Here is a 25964-nt window from a genome sequence, read left to right on the forward strand (position 1 = left end):
GGGGTGAGGGTGTCTCCGCAGTGGGACTCCCCAAGAGGATAGAGCCCTCACCCGGCGCAAGTGCGCCGACCTCTCCCGCAAGCGGGAGAGGTGACCGAGCCAGTTCGCCAGATCGACTCAATCAAAAGTCATCAGCCCTCAGTACGTCGGCTCGTACATCTGCGACTGAACGAGGGCCTTCACGTCATTGGGCGCAGGTCCGTCCGCGAGCCCGCGCTGGTAGGCCACGTCCGCAACCGCCGCCGCGATGCGGACGGAGACCTCGCGGATGCGCGGCAGTGCCGGATAGAGGCTGCCCTGGGCGAGGTCCTCCTTGCCGACGCAATCGGCGAGCGCATGGGCGGCCGCCATGAACATCTCGTCGGTCACGAGGCGCGAGCCGCTGGCGATGACGCCGAGGCCGACGCCGGGGAAGATGTAGGAATTGTTACCCTGGCGCGGCACGAAGCTGCGGCCATTGAGCTTGACCGGATCGTATGGGCTGCCGCAGGCGAACAGCGCGCGCCCTTCCGTGTAGCGGTAGGCGTCCTCCGCCGAGCACTCCGCCTTCGAGGTCGGGTTGGAGAGCGCGAACACGATCGGCTGCTCGTTGAGCTCGGCCATCGCCTTGAGCACATCGGGCGTGAAGGCGCCGCCGACCGCGGCGACGCCGATGATCACCGTCGGTTTCAGCGTCTTGATCGCGGTGAGGAAGTCGGCGATCGGCGCCTGGTCAGTGTGCGCATAGCGCAGCTTGTGGCCATGCAGACCTTCGCGCCCCGCAACGACGAGACCGCGGGAATCCACCAGCCAGTTGCGGCGAAGCGCCTCCGCCTCGGAAGCCCCCTCCGCCATCATGGCCGAGACTACGAGATCGGCGATGCCAGTCGCCGCCTCGCCCGCGCCGAGGAACAGGATCTTCTGGTCCTTCAGCTTGCCGCCGGAGACGCGCAAGGCCGAGAACAGGCCGGCGAGCGCCACCGCCGCGGTGCCCTGGATGTCGTCGTTGAAGACGCAGGCCTCGTCGCGATATTTGTGCAGCAGCTTGAACGCCGAATGATTGGCGAAGTCCTCGAACTGGATCAGCACGCCCGGAAACGTCTTGCGCGCGGCTTGCATGAACTCGTCGACGAAGCTGTCATAGGCCTCGCCCGTCAGCCGCCGCTCGCGCAGGCCAAGATAATAGGGATCGTTCAACAACTCTTCGTTGTTGGTGCCGACATCGAGCACGATCGGCAGGCACAGTTCGGGATGCACGCCGGCGCAGGCCGAGTAGAGCGAGAGCTTTCCGACCGGAATGCCCATGCCGTTGGCACCGAGATCGCCAAGTCCCAAAATGCGCTCGCCGTCGGTGACGACGATCAGCCTGGCCTGGTAGGGCCAGTTCTTCAGGATCTCGGCGATCTGGCCGCGGTCGCGCGAAGAGATGAACATGCCGCGCGGCCGCTGGAAGATCAGGCCGTATTTCTGGCAGGCAAGCCCGACGGTCGGCGTGTAGATGATCGGCTGGATCTCGTCGATATTGTCGACGACGACGCGGAAGAACAGCGCCTCGTTGCGGTCATGCAGCGCGTTCAGGGCGACGTATTTTTCCAGATCCGTCGGCAGCGTACGCAGATTGGTGAGCACGCGCTGAGCCTGCGTCTCCATCGTCAGCACGCATGGCGGCAACAGGCCGCGCAGGCCGAGCGTCTCGCGCTCCGCTTCCGTGAAGGCGGTGCCCTTGTTGAGCAGGGGATCGCGCAGCAGCGTCATGCCTTGCTGCGGATTGGACGACGTCGATTGGGCAACGACCCGGGCAGGTCTATTCACGAATTCCCCCAAGGAGTTTCTTATTGAACCGCAGCCATTGTCGGCCAGTGCTCCATTCAGATCAAGGACGGAGAGACCGCGGCGCCGATTGTGATCTCGCACCGCAGCGAGACTTGCGCAAACGACTGGCAGTTGCGCACGAAAGGTTAACGCGGCAGGCCTCTAACTCCTCATGGTGAGGAGGCGCGTCAACGCCGTCTCGAACCATGGAGCCCCTATTCTCGCCCGCAGCCATCCTTCGAGACGCCCGCCGTGGGCGGGCCCTCAGGATGAGGACGGAGTGCGCGACATCAGGATCAACGGGCACCGACGCCGACTAGCCTCGTCCTGAGCAGGCGCCTAGCGCCGTCTCGAAGGACGAGGCGCGCGCTCAGGCCGCCGCCAAGAACTGATATGCGATCGCCTGCTTATCCTGCTGCCCGCCTTGGCATCAGATTGGCGGCGCCATCTCCCGGCGGCGCGATATGCATCAGGATCGTCTGCGTCGCCGATGCGACCTCGATGCCGTTCTGCTGGAAGCGCAGCTTCATGCGACGGTTGAATTCGCGCTGCACCGGCCAGCGGCCGGCCTCGGTGCAGCGGATCTGGCCGACGATCGACACCATCGCGCCGTCGACCTTGTCGATGCCCCACAGCTCGAGGTCGCCGCGGATGAGCGCGCGGAAGTCCGCTTCGCGGCGCATCTCGTCGACGATGTCCTTGAGGATCTGGCCGGCGCGATCGGTGTCTTCCTTGTAGGCGACGTTGACGCTCACCGAGGCATTGCCGGCGCCGCGGCTGGCATTGGTGATGGTCGTGACCGCGCTGAACGGCACGATGTGCACGGCGCCATCACCCGCGCGCAGGCGGATGGTGCGGATCGAGACGTTCTCGACGACGCCCGACAGCCCCGACACGCTGACGGTGTCGCCGACCTGCACCGTATTCTCCAGCAGCAGGAACAGGCCGGTGATGAGATCCTGCACCAGCTTCTGCGAGCCGAAGCCGATCGCGATGCCGACGATGCCGGCGCCCGCCAGCAGCGGGGCGACATTGACGCCGATCTCGCTCAACGCGGTGAGGCCGACGACGGTCGCGATCAGGCACAGCAGCGCGGTGCGCAGCATCGGCTGGAAGGTGCGCAGCCGCGCCGCGCGGGCATAGTGCCCGTCCCGCGTCAGCGTGTTGATCTGGCGGTCCAGGAGCGCGTTGCTGGCTTCCCAGATGGCCGCTGCGATGAGCACGGCGAGGCCGATGGTCACCACGGCCGAGATCAGCCGGCTGCCGATCTGGCCGCCATAGAACCAGACGATCGCGTCCACGCCCCAGACTTCGAGCACCGCCACGAAGCCGATGAAGGCGATCACGCCGGATACGATCCTGCGCAGCAGCGGCAGATACCGGTTGGCACGGATCTCGAGGCCGGGAAAGCGCTGGAGGATCTCCGGTTTGATGCGGAAGCCGCGATCGATCAGGCTCAGCGTCAGCATGATGACGACACGCGTGATCAGCGCCACCGCGATGGTGCCGACGAAATATTGCAGCAGCAGCGAATAGCCGTTGCGGATGTTGAGCGCCCACACCGCCCAGAGCGCGAGGTCGAGCGCGATGGCAAGATAGTGCCAGCCGCCGGCGATGCGGTTGCGCAAACGGGCCGCAATTCCCTTCCGCTCGGCCGGCGCGCGGATGGCATCGGCGACCTGGCGGCGGCATTGCAGGACGATGACGGCGATGAAGAGGTGCACGACCAGCATCACCATGCGCAGCAGCGCGGCGTAGCCGGCGCGGTGCAGGCCGAGCAGCAGCGCCACATTGGCAAAGGCGATGCCGGAGACGCCGACGCCGACGATGCGGCGCGCCCAGATCTCGATATAGGCCGCGGTCTCCGCGCGCACCGGAAACAGCCCGAACGGCCCCGCCAGCGCCCGGACCAGGCAGATCAGCCCGCGCGAGAACGCATAAGCGTTGACGACGGCGAGGATCACGAGACGGACAATCGCGGGCTCGCCGAGCTCCGTTCCGAGCAGCGCGGTGGCGACGGCGACGAAGACGAGCACGGGAAGCAGCTCGAGCACGAAACGCCCGAGCACGAAGGGCAGACGCAGCATGATCTGCCAGACGCGCGCGAGACTGTGGCGTCGCTTGTGCAGCTCTGGCTCGGGCGTGACGTCCTCGACCGATGATGGCGGATCGGCAAGCGGCAGCGCCTGGGCCGGCAGGCGCGCGGTTTGCGGCACGCGCCCCTCCAGGAACGCGACCGGCCGGCGGATCAGGCGGAAGATGACCCATTCGGCCGAGAGGGCGCAGCCCAGCAGCAGCGCCAGCTTCCAGGCGATCTCGATCAGGAGATTGTAAGCCGCGGGATCGTTCGCGGTGCGCATGATCCAGTAGTAGAAGGCCGGAAAGTGCGTGAGCGTCCGTGCCATGCCGGCAATCTCGCTCGATATCTCCTGGATCTCCTCCGACACCGTGAGCAGGAGTTGCGCGCCAAGGCCATCGGCCGCCAGCGGGATCGGCGATTTCGCCTCCGGCGCGGGCTGCTGCGAACCCGATGCGTTGGCGATCAGACGGAGCGTATCGATCATCTGCGCGCGCTTCTTGTCGTCCTGGAGCGTGTCCAACGCACGCCTGGCTTCGTCAGGCGATAGCGCGGCGGCACCGCCCGCGGCCGGCGCATCGGCACGGGCGCAGGAGAGAGACGAGATCGCGAGGAAAAGAGCGGCGAGAAGCGCCGGGACAAGCTTTTGCGACACGCAGATTCCCTGGAAAAAATGAATGCGCCCGCGGTGTCGTGGCCGTCACCGCCGAAGCACATCCGTCATGTCGGATCGCAGCTATTCGCCCCCAGCCTGTGTCGGAAGTTGGCCTTTGAGACGACATTCTCTTGGCATTTGCCGCAATGCAGGATCGCGAGCTGACGCCCCGGCGAAACTCCATCGGGCCTGCGCGCACTGACCCTTGTGCAGATCGAACAGGAGGATAAGGAAAGGCGGGATCTCAAAGAGTTGCGGCAGCCTTCACGGCTATCCGACACGATCGACGTGACCAAAATACAGCGCCGGGAAGGTAGGGGCTTTGCCTCACTGATGCAGCCCGCTAAACCTTGTCCCGGCGTGCCGTTCGCGGTTTCCGCCGCTATGCGATAGTCCGAACGAGCTCCATCGCAATTAACGCGGCTGGATTTGCGGAGGTGGTGTCATAGACCTCCCCTTGCTCATGAGGTGGACGTTGCGCGTCGCTGGTTTGCGACCGCTATGATGCTCCTCCTGGGACACAAAACTGTCAAGCAGGATCAATGATCTGACGATCACATTTGACGACCCGAGTTCCGCTGGAAGGTCCGCTGTGCAAATCGCTTCCGCGCCCATTGAGGAATTTCAGAAGGCAGGGGGAATGGTGGCATCATGCTCCTGTTTTGCCCGACGAGTCAAACCCGCTTCGTAAAATCCGCATTACAAAGGAGCGGCCCCTGCAAGCCGTTGATTCTGCTATGGCCGGCTACTGTGCATGGGGTTGTTTTCGCACTTTTTTGCCGAGGGCCGGTCGCCTAGAGAAACATGTCCGCCAGGTCGACCGTCGAGGCCTTTCCGATCTGGTCGAAGTTTCGTGCCAGCCAGCCTCGCGCCGCCTCGCGGCCTTCGTCGCGCAGGCGGCACAACAGGCTCCATTCGGGGTGGAATTGCGTGGCGGTGCCGAGCTGCGACATCAATTGGTCGTTGCCGATCCAATGCATGTACATGCGGCTGTGCTTGGTGCTGTCGAGCTCGCCGTCGTCGATCAGCCGGGTGGCGAAGGCGATCGCGCGCATCTCGCGCATCAAGGACGAATTGAAGCTGATCTCGTTGATACGGTGGAGGACGTCGGCGGCACTGGCCGGCAGCTCGTCGCGGCGGATTGCCGTCACCTGCACGATGATGACGTCGTGACTGCCCTTGCGGTAGATCAACGGATAGATCGCGGGATTGCCGAGATAGCCGCCGTCCCAGTAATGCTCGCCATCGATCTCGACCGCCTGGAAATAGGGTGGCAGGCAGGCCGACGCGAGCACGGTGTCCGCCGTGAGAAGCGGGCTCTGGAACACCTTGATCTTGCCGGTACGGACGTTGGTGGCGTTGAGAAACAGCTGCGGCGCCTCGGGCGAGGAATTGAGCCGGTCGAAATCGACCACGCGCTGCAGCAGCGCGCGGAGCGGATTGAAATGAAAGGGATTGAGCAGGTTCGGCGGCAGCGTATGCGTCAGCGTGTGGATGAATGCGTGGACCGGATGATATTCCGGCGGCAGCTTCAGGGCCTGGATCCACTGGTTCAGCGGCGACATCAGATCGTACGCCATGTCCATGCGCGACACTTCGTACCAGAACGCGTGCAGGCTCTCCCGCGCGGCCTCGGCGCCTCCATGCGCCATGCCGGAGGCCATCGCCACCGCATTCATCGCGCCGGCACTGGTCGCGCTGATCGCCTCGATCGCGAGCCTGCCGTCCTCGAGCACCTGGTCGAGCACGCCCCAGACGAAGGCGCCGTGCGCGCCGCCGCCCTGGAGCGCGAAGTTGACGTTCTTGCAATTGGTGGTCCCGCTGGCTGTCACTTTGCTCGCTTCCTGCCTCCCGTCCCCTCTTTCTGCAGCGCCTTGCGCACCTGCTTGAACTCCTCCAGCGAGGCCTTGTCGGCGCGGGGGAAGCGCAAGTCGAGCTTTTCCAGCTCGGCATTGATCACCGAGCCGATCACGACGCGAGCGAACCATTTGTGGTCGGCGGGTACGACGTACCAGGGCGCATGCGACGTCGCCGTGTGCCGGACGATGTCCTGGTAGACCGCCTGGTAGCGCGGCCACAGCGCGCGCTCCTTGATGTCGTCCATGGAGAACTTCCACTGCTTGGCCGGATCCTCCAGCCGCTCGAGGAAGCGCTCGCGCTGCTCTTCCTTGGACACGTTGAGGAAGAACTTCAGCACCACGGTGCCGTTGCGGCAGAGATAGCGCTCGAAGGCGGAGATGTCCTCGAAGCGCTCCTTCCAGATGTTCTTGGTGACGAGCCTGGGCGGCAGCTTTTCCTTCGCGAGAATCTCTGGATGCACACGCGTCACCAGGCATTCCTCGTAATGCGAGCGGTTGAAGATGCCGATATGGCCGCGCTCGGGCAGCGCGACCGCATGACGCCAGAGGAAGTCGTGGTCGAGCTCCTTGCTGCTCGGCGCCTTGAAGGCCGTGACTTCGCAGCCCTGCGGATTGATGCCCTCGAAGATCGCCTTGATCGCAGAGTCCTTGCCGCCGGCGTCCATCGCCTGGAACACGATCAGGAGCGACCAGCGGTCCTGCGCGTAAAGCTTCTCCTGAAACGCGATCAGCCGCTTCTTGTTGGCGTCGAGAATCGCGAGCGCCTTCTCCTTGTCGAGATCACCCTTCTCGTCGGTCTTGTGATCCTTGAGGTGAAACTTGCCCGAGCCATCATAGCGGAACGGCTTGATGTAGCGGTCAAGCTCCTGGGCGAGCGACTTGGACGGCTTTTTGCTCATGAGCGCGGGGCACCTTGCGTTGCAACTTCAGTCGGTCGAGCAAGCTACCAAGGATGCCCTTGGGAAGGAATATGATGAACAGCACGAGCAGCACGCCGTAGACGAGGTTGTCCCAGCCGACCGCCTTGGTGCCGAAACCGATGCGCAGCGTTTCCGCCAGCAGAATGGTGATGATGGCCCCGACGGTCGGGCCGAGCGAGACGAACAGCCCGCCGACGATCGCGGCGAACACCATCTGCAGCGAGACCGCGATGCCGCTGACCGTGTCGGGGGTGATGAACATCTGGTACTGGCAGTAGATCGCGCCCGCCAGCGCCGTCATCAGCGCGCTGAGCAGCGTGATCTTCAGCTTCTCGGCGGTGACGTCGACGCCGGCCGCGGCCGCGGCGTCCTCGTCTTCCGAGATCGCCTCCAGCGCATAGCGCGCCATGCTGCGGTCGACCCAGTGCCAGACCACGATGCCAAACAGCCAGACCGCAAGCGCGATCAGGTACCAGGTGGTCTTGTCGTCGAATTGCAGCGCCAGCAGCTTGTTGCCGGACGCGCGGTTCGGGGTGTAGCCGAGCGAGCCGCCGGTATAGTCGCGCGTCGCGGTGATGACCTGGAGCACGATGCCTGACAGCGCCAGCGTCACCAGCACGAAATAGTGCCCGGTGATGCGAAAGCGGAAGCAGGGATAGCCGACGATCATCGCCAGCGCGCCGGCCGCCGCCATGCTGATGGGAATGCCGATCCAGGGCGACAAACCTGCGTGATTCCACAACAGCGCGGTGACGTAAGCGCCGATCCCCATGAAGCCGCCATGGCCGAGCGAGACGAGGCCGAACCGCCCCATCATCGACCAGGACGTATAGGCGAACGACCAGATCAGGATCAGCACCAGGATGTGCAGATGATAGGGATCGCGATAGACGAAGGGCAGCGCGACCAGCGCCGCCAGTCCGATCCCCCACGCCGCAAGCCGTCCCTGCCCCATCATCGGCGCCTCGCAAGCAGGCCCGCGGGCCGGATGAACATCATGACGATGAAGAACGCGAAGGCGAGCACATAGCCCCATTCGAGGTCGGAGAACAGGCCGCCGAGCGAGATGATCTCGGCGAACACGAAGGCGGCGATGAAGCCGCCGATGAAATTGCCGAGGCCGCCGAGCACGCAGATCAGGAAGGTGATCGGCCCGAAAGACAGGCCGACGAAGGGATGCACGTCATATTGCAGCACCAGGAGGCAAGCGGCGAGGCCGGCGAGCGCGCCGCCGAGCGCCGACGTGATCAGGTAGATCCGCTTGGTGTCGACACCCATCAGCGCCATGATCTGCCGGTCCTGCGAGATGGCGCGGATCGCAGTGCCGGTGAAGGTGCGGGTCATGAACAGATAGACCGCGACCATGCCGACCAGCGCGGCGACGAACGAGAGCAGTCGCGCGTAGCTGAAATTCATGTCGCCGAAGGCGAGCACCGGCAGCCGGATGCCGAGATTGCGGAAGTCGATGCCGAAGGCGACGGTGGCAAAGCTCTGCAGCACGAACAGCACCCCGCCGGTCGCGAGCAGCTGGTTGATCGGTGGTGCGGTCAGCAGCGGCGCGATCACGAGGTAGTGCAGCGCCGCGCCGAGCACAGCGACCAGCAGGATGGTGAGCGGGGCAGCAACGAAATAGCTGACGCCGTAATACTGCACCATGAAATACATGCCGTACATGCCGATCATGACGAGTTCGGCGTAGCAGATCCAGGTCACGTCGATGACGCCGAAGATCAGGTTGAGCCCGAGCGCAAGCAGCGCCAGCACGCCGCCGAGCAGGATGCCGTTGATGACGGCCTCCAGCAGGTAGATGTCGAATACCTCCAGGAACGCCTGCATGCCCATCACACCCCGAGATAAGCTTCCTTGACCGTGTCGCTCGCCAGCATCTCGGCCGAGGTGCCGGACGCGCGGATCGTGCCCGCCTCGATCAGATAGGCGCGGTCGACCACCTTCAGCACCTGCTGCACGTTCTGCTCGACGATCAGCACCGTCAGCCCGCTGGCGCGGATCCGCTTCACCAGCTCGAACACCTGCTGCACCACCACCGGCGCCAGCCCCGCCGAGGGTTCGTCGAGCAGCAACAGTTTTGGATTGGACATCATCGCACGGCCGATGGCGCACATCTGCTGCTCGCCGCCGGACATGGTGCCGGCCATCTGGTGACGGCGTTCCTTCAGGCGCGGAAACAGGTCGAACACCACCTCCAGCCGCTCGGCGTAGTGGTCCCGCGCCTCTTTCATGAAGGCACCCATCTTGAGATTGTCGTCGACCGTCAGCTGTGGAAACAGCCGCCGGTTCTCCGGCACATGCGCAATGCCGAGGCTGACGATCTTGTGCGGCGGGGTCGCGACGACGTCGACGCCTTCCATCTTGATCGATCCGCGCGAGGGACGGATCAGGCCGGAGATGACGCGCATCAAGGTGGTCTTGCCGGCGCCGTTGGGGCCGATGACGCCCACGGCTTCGCCGGCCTTCACGTCGAGATCGACGTCGAACAGTGCCTGGAAGGTGCCATAGCCGGCATTGACGCCGCGAAGCTCCAGCATCGCCTAGCCCCCTGCGCGGCGGCGCGCTTCGGCGGCCGCGGCCTGCGTGGTCTCGGCGTCCGTGCCGAGATAGACCTCGATGACGCGCGGATCGCCGGCGACCGCGCTCGGCAGGCCTTCCGAGATCTTCTCGCCGTGATCGAGCACCATGACGCGGTCGACGACGCGCATCAACACGCCCATGATGTGCTCGACCCAGATGATGGTGATGCCGAGCTCGTCGCGGATGTTGCGCAGCATGTCCGCGGCCTGATCCATCTCGGCCTCGTCGAGCCCACCGAGGCTCTCGTCGGCGAGCAATAGCTTTGGCGCGGTGGCGAGCGCCTTCGCCAGTTCGAGCTTCTTCAACCCCGCTGCGCCGAGCCCATCGACGCTGGCATGGCGGTCGGTCGGCAGGCCGACCATCGCCAGCGAGCGCTCGGCCGCCTCCTCCGCCTTGGCGCGGCTGTGGCGGCCCTGGCCGTAGAAGCCGGCAAGCGCGACGTTCTCGAAAATGCTGAGGCGACGGAACGGCCGCGGGATCTGGAAGGTCCGCCCGATGCCGCTGTTGATGATCCGGTGCGGTGCAAGGCCCGCGATCTCGTGCCCGGCGAACAGGATCGATCCGGAGGTCGGCGCCAGCGTGCCGGAGAGCATGTTGAAGATCGTGCTCTTGCCCGAGCCGTTGGGGCCGATCAGGCCGAGGATCTCGCCCTGGTCGACCCGGAACGACACGTTGTTCACGGCGGTGAAGCCGCCAAACCGCTTCACCAGTCCGCTGACTTCCAACACCGGAGCACTCCGCTACTGGTTGCTGTAGGTGGTGCCCTTCGGTAGCGGCAGCACAGCCTCGCGCTGCGCCTGGCTCTTGGGCCACACCACATAGGACTTGTCGTCGACGTATTGGATCACGACCGGGAACGAGCGCTCGTTCTGGCCGGCCATTGGCGAGCCCTCGCCGTGGAATTTGACGCCGAAGCCGAGCATGGTGCCGCCTTCGGGTATGTCGGTGTCCAGTGCTGCCTTGCGCAGCGAGTCGGGATCGACGCCGCCATATTTCTTGATTGCGCGCGGCAGCACTTCGGTGAGGAACAAATAGGTATTGGACGCAGCCATGCCGACATGGGCCGAACGGATTGCGACGCCCGGCTTGCGCTTGTCGAACTCCTCGCCAACCGCCTTGATCACCGGCGGCAGCTTCGGATCCATGGTCTTCTGGTTGGCGAGCCAGATCGAGATCGGATCGGTGTTGAAGACGTAGTTGGCATCGGCGCCCAGACCTTCCTTCAGCTTCTCATAGACCCCGTAGCCGGCGCCATGTCCTACCAGTGCGCCGAACTTCAGCCCCTGCTCGCGGGCTTGCCGGAGCAACAGGGTGATGTCGGGATTGTAGCCGGTATGGAAGACCACATCCGGCTTGGCCCGCTTCAGCTTGGTGACCAGCGCAGACAAATCCGGTGCCGTCGCCGAATAGCCCTCTCTGAGCACGATGTTGAAACCAGCCTTCTTGGCGCCGGCCTCGTTGCCTTTGGCAACGTCGACGCCGTAGGCGCCGTCCTCGTGGATGATGGCGACCCGCAGGTCCTTCGGGTCCTTGCCCAACTTCTCCTTCGCGTTCTGCGCGATGAAGTCCATCGTCATCATGCCGAACTGATCGCCGGAGGCCTGCGGGCGAAACACATATTTGTAGTTCTTGTTCTCCAGCACCGCCGACGAAATGCAGGTCGTGATCCACATGAACTTCTTCAGCTGCTCGACGCGCGCTGCCACCGGCACGCATTGCGCCGAGGAGAAGAAGCCGAGCAGCATGTCGACCTTTTCCTGCTCGATCAAACGGATCGCTTCGTTGATGGCGACGTCCGGCTTGCTCTGAGCATCGGCATAGATCGCCTCGATCTTGTAGCCTTCGACGTCCTTCGCGCTGTACTGATCGAGCATGATCCTTGCGCCGGTATATTGCAGCTCCGAACCGCCGCCGGCGAGCGGACCCGTCAGATCATAGATGACGCCGATCTTGAGCTTCTTCTCTTGAGCCTTGTCTTGGGCCTCGGCAGACACCGCCAAGCCCGTCGCTGATATCGCGACCAACAGCCCACGTACCAAGCGGGCAGCCATGCGCAGGCGCATCAAAACCTCCCTGGACCATTGTGCATTGCATTCTTGGTGCAATTTCTTCGGCCCATCACATGGGCTGCGCGCGGCGATGTCAAGCCTCGCGCGTTAGCGCGCTGCGCACTGCTGCTCGATGAAGGCCGTGACAAATCGCGGCATGGACGGCCTGAGATCGCTGGTCCCGCGCACGAGATGAATGGCCGACAGCTCCGGCTCGGTCTCGCGCGCAAGGTTGGCTTCGATCCGGGCGCGGGCCACATCGCCCGGCATGTCCAGGTTGATGACCTGCAGCATCGCGATCGTGGGGCCGGTGACCACGCAATGCCAGCCCGGCTCGATCCGATAGTCGGCCGCGGTCAGGCCGGTTTCCTCCCCGAGCTCGCGGACGACGCTGCCGGGAATGTCGAGCGCGCCGTTCCTGACGTCGTCGAGATCAGGCGTTCCCGAGGGGAAATAGATGCGGCCCGCATTGGCGGTGTGGGGCGCCATCTCGCCCATGATGAAGGCGCCGTCGGAGGCGCGCAACGCTCCCATGCCAAAGCCGTTGAACACGGCCTTGTCGGGAAAGCCCCAGTCGCGCCAGGCGAGGAAGCTTGCGAAATCGGTCTCGAAATAGGTCGCCGTCAGATGGCCGCCGTTGAACACGGCGTGTCGCCCGAGCAGGACGCGGCCGTTCCAGATTTTCGGCCGCTCGCGCTGCTTCTCGGCGAAATGCGCCGCGATCTCGGCGCGCCGTTCCTCGGCGAACGGCCACACGATCGGCCGCACCGCAAGATCAAGCGTCGTGACGCGATGAATGATTGGTGACGTCATGACGCCTGATACCACGCCTTCGCGGCGGCTATTTGGCGCTCCCGGTGGTCTTCTTGGCCTGCTCGACGAATTTGTTGGTGAAGGTCTTGCTGACGTCGATCTTGGCGTTCGCCACCTCGGGCGAGCCGACACTGAACACCGCAAGCACGGCGTCGGCGCCCTTCGGGTCCATCTTGCCGGTCTCGGAATACATCGGGATCGTGTTCTTCAGTGCGGCAAGATAGAGATCCTTGTTCTTGCCGACGGTCTCCTCCGGCATTTTCGCCATGATCTCCTCGGGCGTATGCGAATGGATCCAGGCGAGCGTAGCGACGATCGCATTGGTGAGCGCCTGTGCCTCCTTCTCGTGACTGTTGACCCAGGCCGCGGTCGAATACAGCGCGCCGCCCGGATATTCGCCGCCGAAGGTCTCCAGCGTGTCCTTCTGGGTGCGGGTGTCCGAGAGAATGCGCAGATCCTTGTGGCTGCCCTGCAGCACGGTCACGGACGGATCGAGCATCACCGCCGCGTCGATCTGGCCCTGCTCCATCGCGGCCACCGCAGTGGCGCCGAGGCCAACGCCAATCACGGCGGCACTGGTGGGATCGAGCCCGTTCTTCTTGAGCATGTATTTCAGGAAGAAGTCGGTGGAGGAGCCGGGCGCACTGACGCCGACCTTCTTGCCGGCGAGATCCTTGACCGACTTGATGTCGTTGGTGCGCGAGGGCGCGACCACCAGCACGAGGCCGGGATAGCGGTCATAGACCACGAAGGACTGCAGCTCCTGCTTCTTGGCGGCGAGATTGACACAATGGTCGAAATAGCCGGAGACCACGTCGGCGCTGCCGCCGAGAACGGCTTTCAGCGCGTCCGAACCGCCCTTGAGGTCGACCAGCTCGACATTGACGCCGGCCTTGTCGTATTCGCCGAGCTGCCTGGCCAGCACCGTCGGCAGATAACATAGGCAGGAGCCGCCGCCGACCGCGATGGTGACTTTGCTTTGCGCCGCGGCAAACGAGGTGGTGAGCGTCAGCGCGAGCAGCGCGCCCGCGAGCCTAGCAATCGTGTTCTTCATTGGTTTCCTCCGTTCGGCCGGCGGCACCATAGAGCAGCGAGGCTGGCTTGAGAAGCACTGCCTGAGCGGGCTGGCCATCAGCCCTTCGGCGCAATAGCATGCCCAAACAAGAACAATTCCTGATGGGGAGATCATCCATGAATCGCCTTGCAGCCAGCCTGTCGATCGCCGCCGCCTTTGCCGCCGGATGCGGCGCCACCCACCTGCTCCGGCCGGCGCTCGCCGCCGAGAATATCACCGCGCAGCTCATCCACACCGGCGAGATGGAGGGCGATGCGCTCGGGCCCGCCAACGCGGTCGGCTACCGCTCCAAGATGTTCGCGAGCGCGGATGGCGCCACCGTCTCGATCCAGGTCGGCAACGTGCCCAAGCACCTGCATCCCAACACCAACGAGATCCAGTACATCCTGGACGGCACCGGCACGATCTGGCTTGGCGACAAGGAGGTGACGGTGAAGCCCGGCGACCTCGTCATCATCCCCAAGGGCACGCCGCATGGCGGCACCAAGCCGATCAGCGGCCAAGTCAAGGCGATCGCGATCAAGACGCCGCCGCAAGCTCCTGACGACACCAAGCTGCTGGATTGAACTCTTGCGTTCACCTCTCCCGCTTGCTTGCGGGAGAGGTGAACTCGCGCCTAGCCCCTCCCATCCAACGCGGTCGGCCGCCACACCAGGAGCCGCCGCTCCACCAGCGTGACGCCGAAGTCGATCAGGATGACGAAGGCGGACAGCACGAACATGCCGGCGAACACGCCGGCGACGTCGAACACGCCCTCGGCCTGCTGGATCAGGTATCCGAGCCCGGCCGCCGACCCCAGATATTCGCCGACCACCGCACCGACCACGGCGAAGCCGACCGAGGTGTGCAGCGAGGAGAACATCCACGACAGGGCCGACGGCCAATAGACATGCTGCATCAGCTGCCGCTCACTCATCCCGAGCATGCGTCCGTTGTCGAGCACGGTCCGGCTGACCTCCTTGACGCCCTGATAGACGTTGAAGAACACGATGAAGAACACCAAGGTGACGCCGAGCGCGACCTTGGACCAGATGCCGAGCCCAAGCCACAGCGCGAAGATCGGCGCCAGCACCACGCGCGGCAGTGCGTTGACCATCTTCACATAGGGGTCGAACACCGCGGCGACCAGCGGCTGGCGCGCGAACCAGAAGCCGACCAGGACCCCGCCGAGCGATCCGATCACGAAGGCGAGGATCGATTCCGTAAGCGTGATGCCGAGATGCTTCCAGATCACGCCGGAGGCGAACCATTTCACGATCTGGCTGAACACGTCGAACGGGTTGGAGAAGAAGAACGGCGGCAGCAGGATCTTGCCGAACACGGGCACGGTCGACAGCACCTGCCACAGCACGATGCCGACGACCGCGACCAGGACCTGCAGCGCAAACAGCGTGGGGCGCGACATCAGACCGCCTCCGCCGCCTGGGTGGACTGCGCGTAACCCTTCATCACCTCGTCCTTCAGCACGCCCCAGATCTCGCGGTGGAGCGCATGGAATTCCTTGTCGAGGCGCACCTCGAAGATGTCGCGCGGACGGGCCAAGCTGACGCGCCAGTCGCCGATGATGCGCGAGGACGGTCCCGCCGACATGATCACGACTCGGTCGGCGAGCGCGATCGCCTCTTCCAGATCATGGGTGACGAACAGCACCGCCTTGCGGTCGGCATTCCACAGGTCGAGCAGCAGATTGCCCATCACCTGGCGCGTCTGCGCATCGAGCGGTCCGAACGGCTCGTCCATCAAGAGGATCTTCGGATCGCGGATCAGCACCTGCGCCAGCGCCACGCGCTTGCGCTGCCCGCCGGAGAGCATGTGCGGATAGCGGTTCGCGAAGGCGCCGAGGCCGACGGAGGTCAGCCATTTCTGCGCCTGCGGCAAGGCTTCAGCGCGCGGCGTGCCCTTGATCTCGAGCCCGATCGCGACATTGTCGAGCGCGGTCTTCCAGGGGAACAGCGCATCAGCCTGGAACAAATAGCCGGCATCCCGATTCAGCCCCGCCAGCGGCTGATCGAAAATCCTGACACGGCCGCCGGCTGGCTTGAGCAGGCCGGCGGCGACGTTCAGCAGCGTCGATTTTCCGCACCCTGTGGGTCCGACAATGGCGACGAACTCGCCCTGTGCCACCGCGAGATGAGCCTTCTCCACTGCCGTGTAGACCCGCCCGTCTCCCAGGCGGAACGCAACCTTGGTATCTTCCAGCGCCACTGCTGTGGGCGTCGTCATGTGCTTCCTCCGAACTCAGGCCGATGCCTTAGCCGCTCACGCGGCCAAGTTCAATCGAGGCGCCGGGCGTGCTACGCATACCGTACTGCCGCGCTCTTACCCTCCCCTGGAGGGGGAGGGTCGGCTCACATGAGCGCAGCGAAATGTGAGACGGGGTGGGGTGACGGTCTTTCCACAGATGCACTGCCAACGTGGATAGATCACCCCACCCCGCTCGCGCTTCGCGCGATCGACCCTCCCCCTCCAGGGGAGGGTAAGAGAAGAGAGAGCACACCTGCGATGTCTGCCAAGCCGGCGATCAGCTATCAAAAGGTCACCAAGCGCTTCGGGTTCCTCGCAGCCGTGGACGATGTGTCGCTCGACGTCGCCGAGGGCGAGCTTGTGGCGATCGTCGGCGGCTCGGGCTCGGGCAAGACCACGCTGCTGCGGCTGGCCAACCGGCTGATCGAGACCGATAGCGGCACCATCACGGTCGAAGGCGAGGACGTGCGGAATGTCGATCCGGTCGCGCTGCGGCGGCGGATCGGCTATGTCTTCCAGAGCGGCGGGCTGTTTCCGCATCTGAGCGTCGCCGACAATGTCGGCATCACGCCGAAGCTGCTCGGCGAGCCGGCTCCGACAATCGCAGGGCGCGTCGACGAGCTGCTGGAGCTCGTGCAGCTCGACCGGGCTGCTCACCGCAACCGTCTTCCGGAGGCCCTTTCCGGCGGCGAGCGCCAGCGCGTCGGCGTGGCGCGGGCGCTCGCGGCAAGACCCCGCATCGTGCTGATGGACGAGCCGTTCGGCGCGCTCGATCCCCTCACCCGCGATGCGCTCGGTGAGGACTATCGCGCGCTGCACCGCAAGCTCGGCCTGACCACCGTGATGATCACCCATGACATGACCGAGGCGATCCTGCTCGCCGACCGCATCGCGGTGATGCGCGGCGGACGATTGCTCGCACAGGGTACGGCCGCCGAACTCGCGAGCAGCAGCGACGATTACGTGCTCGAGCTGTTGCGCACCCCGCGGCGCCAGGTCGAGCGACTGAATGCGTTGCTCCCGATGGGCGGTGCGGCATGAGCCTCTTCGCCGATCCACGCTGGGGCGAGGCGCTGTCGCATCTGCCTGACTACCTCGGCAACCACGTGCGGGTGAGCCTCGCCGCCCTCGCGCTTGGCCTCGCCGTGAGCCTGCCGCTGGCGATTTTGACGCGCAATCGTCCGGCGCCGCGCGGCATCCTGCTCGCGTTCGCCAGCATCGTGCAGACCGTACCCGGGCTGGCGCTGCTCGCACTGTTCTATCCGCTGCTGCTGCTGGCGGCTTCCGTCACGCTTGCCTGGTTCGGCGTATCCTTCTCCGCGTTCGGCTTCCTGCCGGCGATGCTGGCGCTGGCGCTCTATTCGATGCTGCCGGTGCTGCGCAACGGCATCACCGGCCTCAACGGCATCGATCCCGCGCTGATCGAGGCAGCGAAGGGCGTCGGCATGACCGCGCGACAATCGCTTGTCATCGTCGAGCTGCCGCTCGCGCTGCCGGTGATCATGGCCGGCATCCGCACCGCAGCGGTGTGGGTGATCGGCACCGCGACGCTGTCGACGCCGATCGGGCAGACCAGCCTCGGCAATTACATTTTTGCCGGCCTCCAGACCCAGAACTGGGTGTTCGTGCTGTTCGGCTGCGTGGCTTCCGCCCTGCTCGCGCTTGCGGTCGACCAGCTGCTTGGGCTGATCGAGAGCGGCCTGCGCAGCCGCAGCCGCATGCGCAGCGGTCTCGGCGCGGTCGGCATCGCGGCGTTGCTCGCCGCTACCCTGGTGCCGACGATGGGACGCTCGGCGTCGGGCTATGTGGTCGGCGCCAAAACCTTCGCGGAGCAATATGTGCTGTCGGCGTTGATGAGGGACCGCCTCCAGGCCGCCGGTCTGTCCGGGACGGCGCGCTCCGGGCTCGGCTCCAGCGTGATCTTCGGGGCGCTGAAGGCCGGCGACATCGATCTCTATGTCGATTATTCCGGCACGCTCTGGGCCAACCAGCTGCATCGCACCGACATGAGGCCGCGCGCCGAGCTGGTGGCGGAATTGAAGACGGCGCTCGCCAAGGACAACATCACCCTGCTCGGCGAGCTCGGCTTCGAGAATGCGTATGCGCTGGTGATGCCAAGACGGCGCGCCGAGGCGCTCGGCATCCGAACCATCGCCGACCTCGCCGCACATACGGCGACGCTGTCGATTGCGGGCGACTACGAATTCTTCTCGCGCCCCGAATGGGCCGCCCTGCAGAAGGCCTATGGGCTGCAGTTCCGTGCCCAGCGCCAGATGCAACCGGACTTCATGTATGCGGCCGTCGCCAGTGGCGAGGTCGACGTCATCGCCGGCTACACCAGCGACGGCTTGATCGCCAAATACGAGCTCACAACGCTCGACGATCCCAAGCACGCGATCCCGCCCTACGATGCGATCCTGCTGCTCGCGCCGAAGCGCGCCGGCGACGAACGACTGCAAGCGGCGCTCAAGCCATTGCTCGGCAAGATCGACATCGCCACCATGCGCGAAGCGAACCTGCGCGCCAGCGGCAATGATGCGAATTCATCGCCCGATGCGGTGGCGAAGTGGTTGTGGGAAAAAGTCGGCAAGCGATAGGCCGGCTACAATCCCCGGATCATTCCGGCATCGATCAGCAGCCGGTTCAGCCGCCGCGCCTCGGCGCCATCCTTGCAGCCGTAGAAGATGCCCTTGCAGCGGAGCATGATCTCTTTCTGCTCGGCAAAGGAGGGGTCGAGCGGGATGCCGGCGGCTTCCTGAATGACCAGCGGCAGATAGGGGCCGTCGATCGTGTCCATCACGGCCTGGCTTCCAACCGGCTCGAAATTGACGGCGTCGATCGCATAATAGGTCGCGTAGAGGCGCGGATCGTAGGCGTCGAGCTTCTTGCCGATCGCGCCCTCGTCGAGCCCGGGCTCCAGGATGGCAGGCGCAAATTCCGGCTGATGATCGCCATAGCGCACGATCAGGAAGGGCTCGCCGGGAAAGGTCTTCTTCAAACCGGCAACGAACGCCTTGTACTGCTCGGCGCTCATCGCCTGCCGGCGCAGATATTCGTCGATGGACGGCACATTGCCCGGCGCGCGCCAGTTCGGCAGCAGATCGGGACGAAAGCGGGTCTCCCAGGGGAAGTGGTTGGCACCGAGATAGATGAAGGTGAACAGCGGCTTGTTCGGCGGCTGCTGGCCGATCAGCTGAAGCGCCTTGTCGTAGAAGAAGCTGTCGGGCTCGACATCCTTGGCGCCGAGATCCTTGGAATCGAGGAAGCGCTCGATTCCCGTCGTCATCTGGAAGCTGCGCGCGGCCATGAAGCCGCCATGGGCGGGATAGAGCGACAGCGTGTCATAGCCGCAGCGGCGCAGTGCCAGCGGCAGGCCGCGCTCGACCCGGCTCGAGGCGATGCGCGTGACGAAATAGGCGAAGCGGCCGAACGAGCGCGAGGAGAGCCCTGCGAGCACGTTGTATTCGGTGAACCAGCTCGGGCCGCCATTGCTCTCGGCGAGGAACGTGCGCTGCTTGCCGTCCCACGATTTGAAATGGTCGCCATAGCGCGGCGGCACCTTGATGCCCTGGGCGGCGCGGATATCGAAACTCGATTCATCATGGATCATGATGATGTTGGGCCGGCGGCCCGCGGGGTGGCAGGCATCGACCAGCGGCATGTTGAGCCGCTCGTTGGTCGAGGCAGCCGCCTCCATGAAGCCGTACCGCGCAAAGTCGGAGACGGCTGTGACGCCCGAGCGGAAGAATTTCGAGAGATAACCGTCGTCGTAATAGCCGCGCCAGGCCTCGTCCGGGTGATAGAGCGAATAGCCGACCAGGGCGGCAAGGCAGGCGAGCTTGCAGGCGAGCGCCGGCAGGCGGCGGATGCGGAACGGATCGAGCCACCACAGCGCGTACATCAGCGGCAGCGTGACGAGACCGGCCAGGATCACCGACCAGCGCAAATTCGGAAAGATCGTGAACAGGAACGCGACAGTGTCGCGGTCGATCATCATCAGGTCGATGAAGTTGACCGTCATCTGCACAACGTCGTGCTTGAGCCGCGACAGCAGCACCAGCACGACGACCATGGTCAGCGACAGCGCGCCCGACAGCGCCGGCCGCCGCAGCAGCACGATCCAGAAGAAGTTGAGGATGCCCCAGGCCAGCGCGAAGGACAGGCGCGAGCCGAAATCGGTCTCGGTCTCGTACATCAGTGCGAGCGCGGCCAGATGCGGCGCCGCAACCGCGAGCAGCCGCCAGATGCCGAGTGCGGCGACGCTCGCCAGCACGGCGGTGGTGGCAGAAGGGCCTGGATTGGGCGCGGACGCCATCGACGACACGCAACTTCTGGTCCGGCGGGGTGATGCCAAGCCTGGCCGGCCTGATAGCGGCCAAGGCCTCCGGAGCAGCCGGAAGCCTGCACCGTGTCATAAAACTGTAACGGAACGGTCAAGGACAGGCAACGCGCGGCGGGGTCCGACCTTCGCTTATTGTTAGTGGGCTGCGCCGCATGCCCCAGCGCTTCGCTATTCCGGCGATGAACTGGTCTAGCACCGCTTCGCCTGCGCCATCCTCGACGCTCGGGACGTCGCGGCTCGGCAAGTGCGGACGACGCCGCGGACCGGCGCGCAGCATCGCGGACGGAGATCTCCGCTCCGTGCTTTCAGTTGCAGCGCAGCATCGATCAGGGCCAGGGCGACGTTCGCCGTGGTGATACCGCCGGCGTGGGCCGCGGGACGGCGGGCGTGCGGCTTGGAGCTCGAACGACCCAGCAATGCCTCGCGCAAGACGAAAAGAGCGAGATCGCTGTTTGCGATCTCGCTCGAATTAGAACGGCAAAGGTTCACGATTTGGCTTGGCGAGCGAAGCTCTTGCGCTCGCGTCCCGGACAAGCGCAGCGCAGAGCCGGGACGCAGGAGCCGCGCCGGGCCCCGGATCAGCAGCGCATCACCAAGGTGCTGAGCGCGTCCGGAGCACAACGGCTTAGTTCTTGCTCTTGTCGACCAGCGCACCCTTCTTGATCCAGGGCATCATGTCGCGCAGCTTCGCGCCGACTTCCTCGATCGGGTGCGCCGCGAGCTTGGCGCGGGTCGCCTTGAACGAGGTCTGGTTGACCTTGTTCTCGAGCATCCAGTCGCGGGCGAACTTGCCGCCCTGGATGTCGGCCAGAACCTTGCGCATCTCCTTCTTGGTCTCGTCGGTGATGATGCGCGGGCCGGTGACGTACTCGCCGTACTCGGCGGTGTTGGAGATCGAGTAGTTCATGTTGGCGATGCCGCCTTCATAGATCAGGTCGACGATCAGCTTCACTTCGTGCAGGCACTCGAAATAGGCCATCTCCGGCGCGTAGCCGGCTTCGACCAGGGTCTCGTAGCCGCCCTTGATCAGCTCGACCAAGCCGCCGCAGAGCACCACCTGCTCGCCGAACAGGTCGGTCTCGCACTCTTCCTTGAAGGTGGTCTCGATGATGCCGGCACGGCCGCCGCCGATGGCGGAAGCATAGGACAGGCCGAGGTCATGGGCGTTGCCCGAGACGTCCTTGGCGATCGCGATCAGGCAGGGCACGCCGCCGCCGCGCTGATATTCCGAGCGCACGGTGTGGCCGGGGCCCTTCGGCGCGATCATCAGCACGTCGAGGTCGGCACGCGGATCGAGCAGGTTGAAATGGACGTTGAGGCCGTGGGCGAACACGAGGGCGGCGCCCTTCTTCATGTTGTCGTGCAGGTGCTCGCGATAGATGTCGCCCTGGAGCTCGTCCGGGGTCAGCATCATGACGAGGTCGGCCCATTTGGCGGCGTCCGCAACCTCGAGCACCTTGAAGCCGGCAGCTTCCGCCTTCTTGGCCGAGGCCGAACCCTTGCGCAGCGCAATAGCGACTTCCTTGACGCCGGAATCCTTCAGATTGAGCGCATGGGCATGGCCCTGGCTGCCATAGCCGACGATGGCGACCTTCTTGCCCTTGATCAGGTTCAGGTCGGCGTCGCGATCGTAATAAACACGCATAGGTCGTTTCCTCGTTCAGGGCCGAAATCGGCCAATGGTCAGTGTCCGAAGGGTGAAATTTGCGGATTTCGGGGGCTGTCTAGAGCATTTTCAGCCCTGAGGGAAACCCGTTTCTGCATGGAAATCCGCGACATCATGCATCCATGAAAACGGGGTAGAGGGAGGCCAGCAGCAGGATCGCCATCAGGATGTTGAAGGCGCGGACCAGCCGCTCGGAGGTCAGGACCGGCCGCAATGCGGAGCCGAACAGGGCCCAGACTACGGTCGAGACTGTGCCGACGATCAGGCTGATCACAGTCTGAATGGCGATGTTGATCGGGAATTGGGCGATCGCCGCATAGGCGGTGATGGTGCCGATCACGATCACCCAGCCCTTGGCGTTGATCCATTGGAACATCGCCGCGCCCCAGAAGGTCATGGGGCCGCGGCCATTCTCCTCGCCCGGCTTTGCCGGACCGGCCATGGCGATCGCGGCAGCCAGGTAAATCAGGTAGGCGGCGCCTGCATATTTCAGGATGGTCTGGAGGATCGGATAGGCCAGGAACACCGAGCCGAGCCCGAGGCCGACCGCGGCGACCATGAAGGCGAAGCCGAGCACGATGCCGACGATGTGCGGGATGGTGCGCCGGAAGCCGTAGGTCAGGCCGGAGGACAGCAGCATGATGTTGTTCGGCCCGGGCGTGAAGTACATCACGACCATGAAGACGAGGAAGGCATAGAACAGCGAGTAGGTCATCATCACCTCACGCAGTCTTCGGCAGAACTTGCGGGCGCTTCGCCAGCACCATCACGGCGATGCCGCCGATCACGGTCAGCATGCCGGCGAGGCGAAGCGGCCCGAACCGTTCGCCAAACACGATGCTGGAGGCCGCCGAGCCCACGAACGGCACCAGCAGCGCGAACGGCACGACTTGCGCAGCCGGGTAGTCGCGCAAGAGGCGGCCCCACAGCCAATAGGCGATGCTGGTCGAGATGCCGCCGAGCATCAGCATGCAAACCGCCGATGCCAGCGACATGTGCGTCAGCGACGTCCAGGTCGACGCCGGCCCGTTGGTGAGCAGCGCCAGCACGAACAGCGGCACGGCCGAGGCGAGGCAGAGCCAGGCAAACAGGTCGAACATCGGCACGCCGCGCGCGCCACGAAGCAGCAGATTGCCGATTGCGAAGCTGAGCGGCGAGATCATCAGCACCGCGAAGGCGGCAACGCTGAAATCATAGCCGACGGTGCCGCAGATCATCAGCAAGCCCGCCGCGGCGATGGCGACGCCGAGCGTCTGCACCGGCGTCGGACGTTCGCCGAATAGGATCGCGGCAAGGCCGATCGTGAACAGCGCCTGGCTCTGCACGACGACGGAGGTGAGGCCCACCGGGACGCCATGGGCGATGCCGTAGGCCTGCGACAGGAACTGACCGAGGAACAACGTGAAGCTGATCGCGATCAGCAGTGACCAGGCGACCTTCGGCTTCGGAATGAACAGGCACGGTGCCGCAGCGATCGTAAATCGCAACGCCGTCATCAGCTCCGGCGAAAGCTCGTCGAGCGCGATCCGGCTCGCCACGAAGGCAAGCCCCCAGATGATCGCCACCATGACGGCGATGAGGATGTCGGCCGGCTTCATTGTTGTTTCCGGTTCTGCCTTGTCGTGCAGCCCTGTTTATTGTTCTGGTCTAGCCTTGCTCGCCGGCTTTCGGTTTCCGCAGCAGATAGGTGCCGTGCATCGGCGCGTGATAGTCGGCCGCGACCAGGGTGAAGCCGACGTCGGTCAGCATCCGCTCCATCACCCAGCCGAAGGTGGAATATTCGTCGCGCATGTGGGTCACCACGCCCTCGCGGGAGAAATCGTGGTTCTTGATCTGGAAGTCGGCCCATTGCTCGACGTCACGCTCGATCGCGTCAGGCATCGATGAGTAAACAATGTCACGGAGATAAAACGTCGCTCCGGGCTTGAGCGCGCGAAAAATCCGCGACATCGCCACCGCCTTCCAGAAATCCGGCAGATGGTGCAGCGTGAACTCGCTGACGATGAGATCGTAGGATTCGGGCCGGTAGGCGAAGCTGAGCAGGCCGGCGGATTGGGTGCGCACCGGTGCCTTGCGGTCGCGGGCATAGATCTCGGCCAGCGCCAGCATTGCCGGCGAAATATCGATGGCGTCGACGTCGGCCCCCATCAACGCCGCTTCGGTGGCGAGCACGCCGTTGCCGCAGCCGATATCGGCGATGCGCCAGCCGCGCTGGACCCCGAGCATCTTCAGCGCGGCGCGCGCCCGCAGATCGGCATCGTCATGGTTGTCGTAGATCGAGGCCACAGCGGGCTCGATCCCCATCCGGTTCCGCTCGTTGTAGTACCAGTCGCGCGCCAGCATGGCTCACATCCCTTCAGGCCCGCGGCCGATCGCGGCAACGCCGGTGCGCGACACCTCGACGAGGCCGAGCGGGCGCATCAGGTCGATAAATTGATTGATCTTGTCCGTATTGCCTGTGATCTCGAACACAAAGCTCTCGGTGGTGGCGTCGATCACCCGGGCGCGGAACGCATCCGCCAGCCGGAGCGCCTCGACCCGATGATCGCCCTGTCCGCGCACTTTCACCATCGCCAGCTCGCGCTCGATCGAGCGCTTGGTCTGGGTCATGTCGACGACCTGATACACCGGGATCATGCGGTCGAGCTGGTTCTTGATCTGCGCGATCACCATCGGCGTGCCCGTGGTGACGATGGTGATCCGAGAGAGGTGCTTCTGAGCCTCGGTCTCCGAGACCGTGAGGCTCTCGATGTTGTAGCCGCGCCCCGAGAACAGGCCGATGACGCGCGCGAGCACGCCCGGCTCGTTCTGCACGAGCACCGCAAGCGTATGCGTCTCGTTGGGATCGTGACGGTCCTCGATGAAATAGGCGGATGCGGGCTGGTTCATTGTCGTCCCCTCTTGTCTCTCCGTCACGCCATCGCTGGCGCGTCCGTCCCGACCCAACGGCGGAACAGATCGAAATCGATATTGCCGCCGGACAGCACGAGACCGACGCGCTTGCCCTTCAGCTTGCTCTTTTCCTGCAGCGCCGCGGCCAGCGCGGCTGCGCCGGCGCCTTCGGCGAGATTATGCGTATCGGTCCAGTAGGCGCGGATCGCGGCGGCGACCTCGTCGTCGGTGACCTCTACGATGCGCGAGGCGCCCTTGCGGATCAGCGCGAACGCATCCTCGTCGGGGATGCGCGTTGCCATGCCGTCGGCGCGCGTGTTGCTGGTCTCGGTCGTCACGATTTTTCCGGCCGCGAACGACAGCGCATAGGACGGCGCTTCCGTCGACTGTACGCCGACGATCTCGGTCTTCAGGCCGAGCAGGTCGCGCGCCATGATGCAGCCGCAGATGCCGGAGCCCTGCCCGATCGGCACATAGAGGACGTCGAGGTCGGGCACTGCGCGGAATAGTTCGAGAGCGTAGGTCGCAACGCCAAGAACGAGATCCGGGTGGAACGAGGGCACCATGTGGAGCCCGGCGAACTGCGCGCGACGCTCGGCTTCCTCGCGTGCCGCCTGAAAGTCCTCGCCGTGTTCGACGAGTTCGGCACCGAAGGCCTTCATCGCGCGGTTCTTCTCGACCGAGTTGCCGCGCGGCACATAGATCACCGCGGGCACGCCGTGCCGGCTCGCGGCAAAGGCGAGGCTCTGGCCGTGATTGCCGCGCGTCGCCGAGATGATACCCGGCGTGTTCGGCCGCTCGCGCTTCAGCCGTTCGAGATAGACGAGGCCGCCGCGCACCTTGAAGGCGCCGATCGGCGTGTGGTTCTCGTGCTTCACCACGACCTCGGTGCCGAGCCGACCTGCGAGCAACGGCCAGGCATGCGCCGGCGTTGCCGGCACCGCCTGCCCCACGATCGCATGTGCGCGCTCGAGCTCCCTCAGGTCGAACATG

General features: G+C 64.8%; 23 protein-coding genes. 3 read left to right on the plus strand and 20 right to left on the minus strand.

The features are described 5' to 3' along the window. Positions 1-138: 138 nt before the first annotated feature. The 11 genes from ACNJYA_RS30920 to ACNJYA_RS30970 all read right to left on the minus strand — a co-directional run bounded on the left by ACNJYA_RS30920 (position 139) and on the right by ACNJYA_RS30970 (position 13806). On the minus strand, positions 139-1734 hold the full coding sequence (locus ACNJYA_RS30920; protein ID WP_439403495.1) for an NAD-dependent malic enzyme: 1596 nt from the start codon (positions 1732-1734) through the stop codon (positions 139-141). Positions 1735-2198: 464 nt separating this feature from the next. After that, complete coding sequence (locus ACNJYA_RS30925) at positions 2199-4523, minus strand: mechanosensitive ion channel domain-containing protein (protein ID WP_439401239.1); 2325 nt, start codon at positions 4521-4523, stop codon at positions 2199-2201. A gap of 794 nt (positions 4524-5317) precedes the next feature. Continuing rightward, on the minus strand, positions 5318-6355 hold the full coding sequence (locus ACNJYA_RS30930) for a patatin-like phospholipase family protein (protein WP_439401240.1): 1038 nt from the start codon (positions 6353-6355) through the stop codon (positions 5318-5320). Then, positions 6352-7281: a polyphosphate kinase 2 family protein gene (locus ACNJYA_RS30935; protein WP_439401241.1), complete on the minus strand. Its 930-nt coding sequence runs from the start codon at positions 7279-7281 to the stop codon at positions 6352-6354. Before ACNJYA_RS30935 ends, ACNJYA_RS30930 begins: the two co-directional genes overlap by 4 nt. Next, the gene (locus tag ACNJYA_RS30940) at positions 7241-8260 is read right to left on the minus strand and encodes a branched-chain amino acid ABC transporter permease (RefSeq protein ID WP_172787420.1); all 1020 of its coding nucleotides are present in this window, start codon (positions 8258-8260) and stop codon (positions 7241-7243) included. Before ACNJYA_RS30940 ends, ACNJYA_RS30935 begins: the two co-directional genes overlap by 41 nt. Further along, positions 8257-9138 carry a branched-chain amino acid ABC transporter permease gene (locus ACNJYA_RS30945; RefSeq protein WP_439401242.1) on the minus strand — a complete coding sequence of 294 codons (882 nt, stop codon included), beginning with the start codon at positions 9136-9138 and terminating at the stop codon, positions 8257-8259. Before ACNJYA_RS30945 ends, ACNJYA_RS30940 begins: the two co-directional genes overlap by 4 nt. Positions 9139-9143: 5 nt before the next feature. After that, entirely contained in the window at positions 9144-9848 is a 705-nt protein-coding gene (locus tag ACNJYA_RS30950) for an ABC transporter ATP-binding protein (protein WP_172787421.1), read from the minus strand. A 3-nt stretch (positions 9849-9851) separates the two neighbouring features. Further along, positions 9852-10619: an ABC transporter ATP-binding protein gene (locus ACNJYA_RS30955; RefSeq protein ID WP_036037489.1), complete on the minus strand. Its 768-nt coding sequence runs from the start codon at positions 10617-10619 to the stop codon at positions 9852-9854. A gap of 12 nt (positions 10620-10631) precedes the next feature. Continuing rightward, positions 10632-11954, minus strand: coding sequence for an ABC transporter substrate-binding protein (locus ACNJYA_RS30960; RefSeq protein ID WP_439401243.1), 1323 nt, complete (start codon positions 11952-11954; stop codon positions 10632-10634). A gap of 93 nt (positions 11955-12047) precedes the next feature. Then, a complete protein-coding gene (locus tag ACNJYA_RS30965; RefSeq protein ID WP_439401244.1) occupies positions 12048-12752 on the minus strand; it encodes an NUDIX hydrolase in 705 nt (234 codons plus the stop codon). Between the two features lie 28 nt (positions 12753-12780). After that, positions 12781-13806 carry an ABC transporter substrate-binding protein gene (locus tag ACNJYA_RS30970; RefSeq protein WP_172787425.1) on the minus strand — a complete coding sequence of 342 codons (1026 nt, stop codon included), beginning with the start codon at positions 13804-13806 and terminating at the stop codon, positions 12781-12783. 137 nt (positions 13807-13943) lie between these two features. On the opposite strand from ACNJYA_RS30970, the gene ACNJYA_RS30975 reads away from it, so the two are divergent. Continuing rightward, positions 13944-14393, plus strand: coding sequence for a cupin domain-containing protein (locus ACNJYA_RS30975; RefSeq protein WP_172787426.1), 450 nt, complete (start codon positions 13944-13946; stop codon positions 14391-14393). 50 nt (positions 14394-14443) lie between these two features. Here the strand turns inward: ACNJYA_RS30975 and ACNJYA_RS30980 are convergent, their stop codons facing one another. Further along, positions 14444-15232, minus strand: a complete 789-nt coding sequence (locus tag ACNJYA_RS30980; RefSeq protein ID WP_271498375.1) for an ABC transporter permease — start codon at positions 15230-15232, stop codon at positions 14444-14446. Next, positions 15232-16050: an ABC transporter ATP-binding protein gene (locus ACNJYA_RS30985; RefSeq protein ID WP_172787428.1), complete on the minus strand. Its 819-nt coding sequence runs from the start codon at positions 16048-16050 to the stop codon at positions 15232-15234. Before ACNJYA_RS30985 ends, ACNJYA_RS30980 begins: the two co-directional genes overlap by 1 nt. A gap of 279 nt (positions 16051-16329) precedes the next feature. Here ACNJYA_RS30985 and ACNJYA_RS30990 point away from each other — a divergent pair, with 279 nt between their 5' ends. Together ACNJYA_RS30990 and ACNJYA_RS30995 are read left to right on the plus strand one after the other, a co-directional pair. Further along, positions 16330-17112, plus strand: a complete 783-nt coding sequence (locus ACNJYA_RS30990) for an ATP-binding cassette domain-containing protein (RefSeq protein ID WP_439401245.1) — start codon at positions 16330-16332, stop codon at positions 17110-17112. Further along, entirely contained in the window at positions 17109-18668 is a 1560-nt protein-coding gene (locus ACNJYA_RS30995; RefSeq protein WP_439401246.1) for a glycine betaine ABC transporter substrate-binding protein, read from the plus strand. Before ACNJYA_RS30990 ends, ACNJYA_RS30995 begins: the two co-directional genes overlap by 4 nt. Before the next feature lie 5 nt (positions 18669-18673). Here ACNJYA_RS30995 and ACNJYA_RS31000 read toward each other — a convergent pair whose 3' ends face one another. From ACNJYA_RS31000 to ACNJYA_RS31030, 7 genes are all read right to left on the minus strand, one after another. Continuing rightward, positions 18674-20386 (minus strand): sulfatase-like hydrolase/transferase, encoded by a 1713-nt coding sequence (locus ACNJYA_RS31000; protein WP_439364274.1) that lies wholly within the window; start codon positions 20384-20386, stop codon positions 18674-18676. 652 nt (positions 20387-21038) lie between these two features. Next, complete coding sequence (ilvC, locus tag ACNJYA_RS31005) at positions 21039-22058, minus strand: ketol-acid reductoisomerase (RefSeq protein WP_271498370.1); 1020 nt, start codon at positions 22056-22058, stop codon at positions 21039-21041. 133 nt (positions 22059-22191) lie between these two features. Further along, a complete protein-coding gene (locus ACNJYA_RS31010; protein ID WP_172787432.1) occupies positions 22192-22794 on the minus strand; it encodes a LysE family translocator in 603 nt (200 codons plus the stop codon). Positions 22795-22801: 7 nt separating this feature from the next. Then, positions 22802-23677: an EamA family transporter gene (locus ACNJYA_RS31015; protein ID WP_439364275.1), complete on the minus strand. Its 876-nt coding sequence runs from the start codon at positions 23675-23677 to the stop codon at positions 22802-22804. Between the two features lie 49 nt (positions 23678-23726). Continuing rightward, on the minus strand, positions 23727-24422 hold the full coding sequence (locus tag ACNJYA_RS31020; RefSeq protein WP_036006616.1) for a class I SAM-dependent methyltransferase: 696 nt from the start codon (positions 24420-24422) through the stop codon (positions 23727-23729). 3 nt (positions 24423-24425) lie between these two features. Beyond that, a complete protein-coding gene (gene ilvN / locus ACNJYA_RS31025; protein ID WP_439364276.1) occupies positions 24426-24968 on the minus strand; it encodes an acetolactate synthase small subunit in 543 nt (180 codons plus the stop codon). 23 nt (positions 24969-24991) lie between these two features. After that, entirely contained in the window at positions 24992-25963 is a 972-nt protein-coding gene (locus ACNJYA_RS31030; protein WP_439364277.1) for a threonine dehydratase, read from the minus strand. Position 25964: the final 1 nt, after the last annotated feature.

The sequence above is a fragment of the Bradyrhizobium sp. BLXBL-01 genome (assembly GCF_051853025.1).
GTDB lineage: Bacteria > Pseudomonadota > Alphaproteobacteria > Rhizobiales > Xanthobacteraceae > Bradyrhizobium.

Coding starts and splice junctions, on each gene's coding strand:
- ACNJYA_RS30990 (WP_439401245.1), top strand. CDS start 16,330: ATGTCTGCCAAGCCGGCGATCAGCTATCAAAAGGTCACCAAGCGCTTC.
- ACNJYA_RS30980 (WP_271498375.1), bottom strand. CDS start 15,232: ATGTCGCGCCCCACGCTGTTTGCGCTGCAGGTCCTGGTCGCGGTCGTC.
- ACNJYA_RS31015 (WP_439364275.1), bottom strand. CDS start 23,677: ATGAAGCCGGCCGACATCCTCATCGCCGTCATGGTGGCGATCATCTGG.
- ACNJYA_RS30960 (WP_439401243.1), bottom strand. CDS start 11,954: ATGCGCCTGCGCATGGCTGCCCGCTTGGTACGTGGGCTGTTGGTCGCG.
- ACNJYA_RS30945 (WP_439401242.1), bottom strand. CDS start 9,138: ATGCAGGCGTTCCTGGAGGTATTCGACATCTACCTGCTGGAGGCCGTC.
- ilvN (WP_439364276.1), bottom strand. CDS start 24,968: ATGAACCAGCCCGCATCCGCCTATTTCATCGAGGACCGTCACGATCCC.
- ACNJYA_RS30995 (WP_439401246.1), top strand. CDS start 17,109: ATGAGCCTCTTCGCCGATCCACGCTGGGGCGAGGCGCTGTCGCATCTG.
- ACNJYA_RS30970 (WP_172787425.1), bottom strand. CDS start 13,806: ATGAAGAACACGATTGCTAGGCTCGCGGGCGCGCTGCTCGCGCTGACG.
- ACNJYA_RS31010 (WP_172787432.1), bottom strand. CDS start 22,794: ATGACCTACTCGCTGTTCTATGCCTTCCTCGTCTTCATGGTCGTGATG.
- ilvC (WP_271498370.1), bottom strand. CDS start 22,058: ATGCGTGTTTATTACGATCGCGACGCCGACCTGAACCTGATCAAGGGC.
- ACNJYA_RS30940 (WP_172787420.1), bottom strand. CDS start 8,260: ATGATGGGGCAGGGACGGCTTGCGGCGTGGGGGATCGGACTGGCGGCG.
- ACNJYA_RS30935 (WP_439401241.1), bottom strand. CDS start 7,281: ATGAGCAAAAAGCCGTCCAAGTCGCTCGCCCAGGAGCTTGACCGCTAC.
- ACNJYA_RS30920 (WP_439403495.1), bottom strand. CDS start 1,734: ATGACGCTGCTGCGCGATCCCCTGCTCAACAAGGGCACCGCCTTCACG.
- ACNJYA_RS31000 (WP_439364274.1), bottom strand. CDS start 20,386: ATGGCGTCCGCGCCCAATCCAGGCCCTTCTGCCACCACCGCCGTGCTG.
- ACNJYA_RS30965 (WP_439401244.1), bottom strand. CDS start 12,752: ATGACGTCACCAATCATTCATCGCGTCACGACGCTTGATCTTGCGGTG.
- ACNJYA_RS31020 (WP_036006616.1), bottom strand. CDS start 24,422: ATGCTGGCGCGCGACTGGTACTACAACGAGCGGAACCGGATGGGGATC.
- ACNJYA_RS30950 (WP_172787421.1), bottom strand. CDS start 9,848: ATGCTGGAGCTTCGCGGCGTCAATGCCGGCTATGGCACCTTCCAGGCA.
- ACNJYA_RS30975 (WP_172787426.1), top strand. CDS start 13,944: ATGAATCGCCTTGCAGCCAGCCTGTCGATCGCCGCCGCCTTTGCCGCC.
- ACNJYA_RS30985 (WP_172787428.1), bottom strand. CDS start 16,050: ATGACGACGCCCACAGCAGTGGCGCTGGAAGATACCAAGGTTGCGTTC.
- ACNJYA_RS31030 (WP_439364277.1), bottom strand. CDS start 25,963: ATGTTCGACCTGAGGGAGCTCGAGCGCGCACATGCGATCGTGGGGCAG.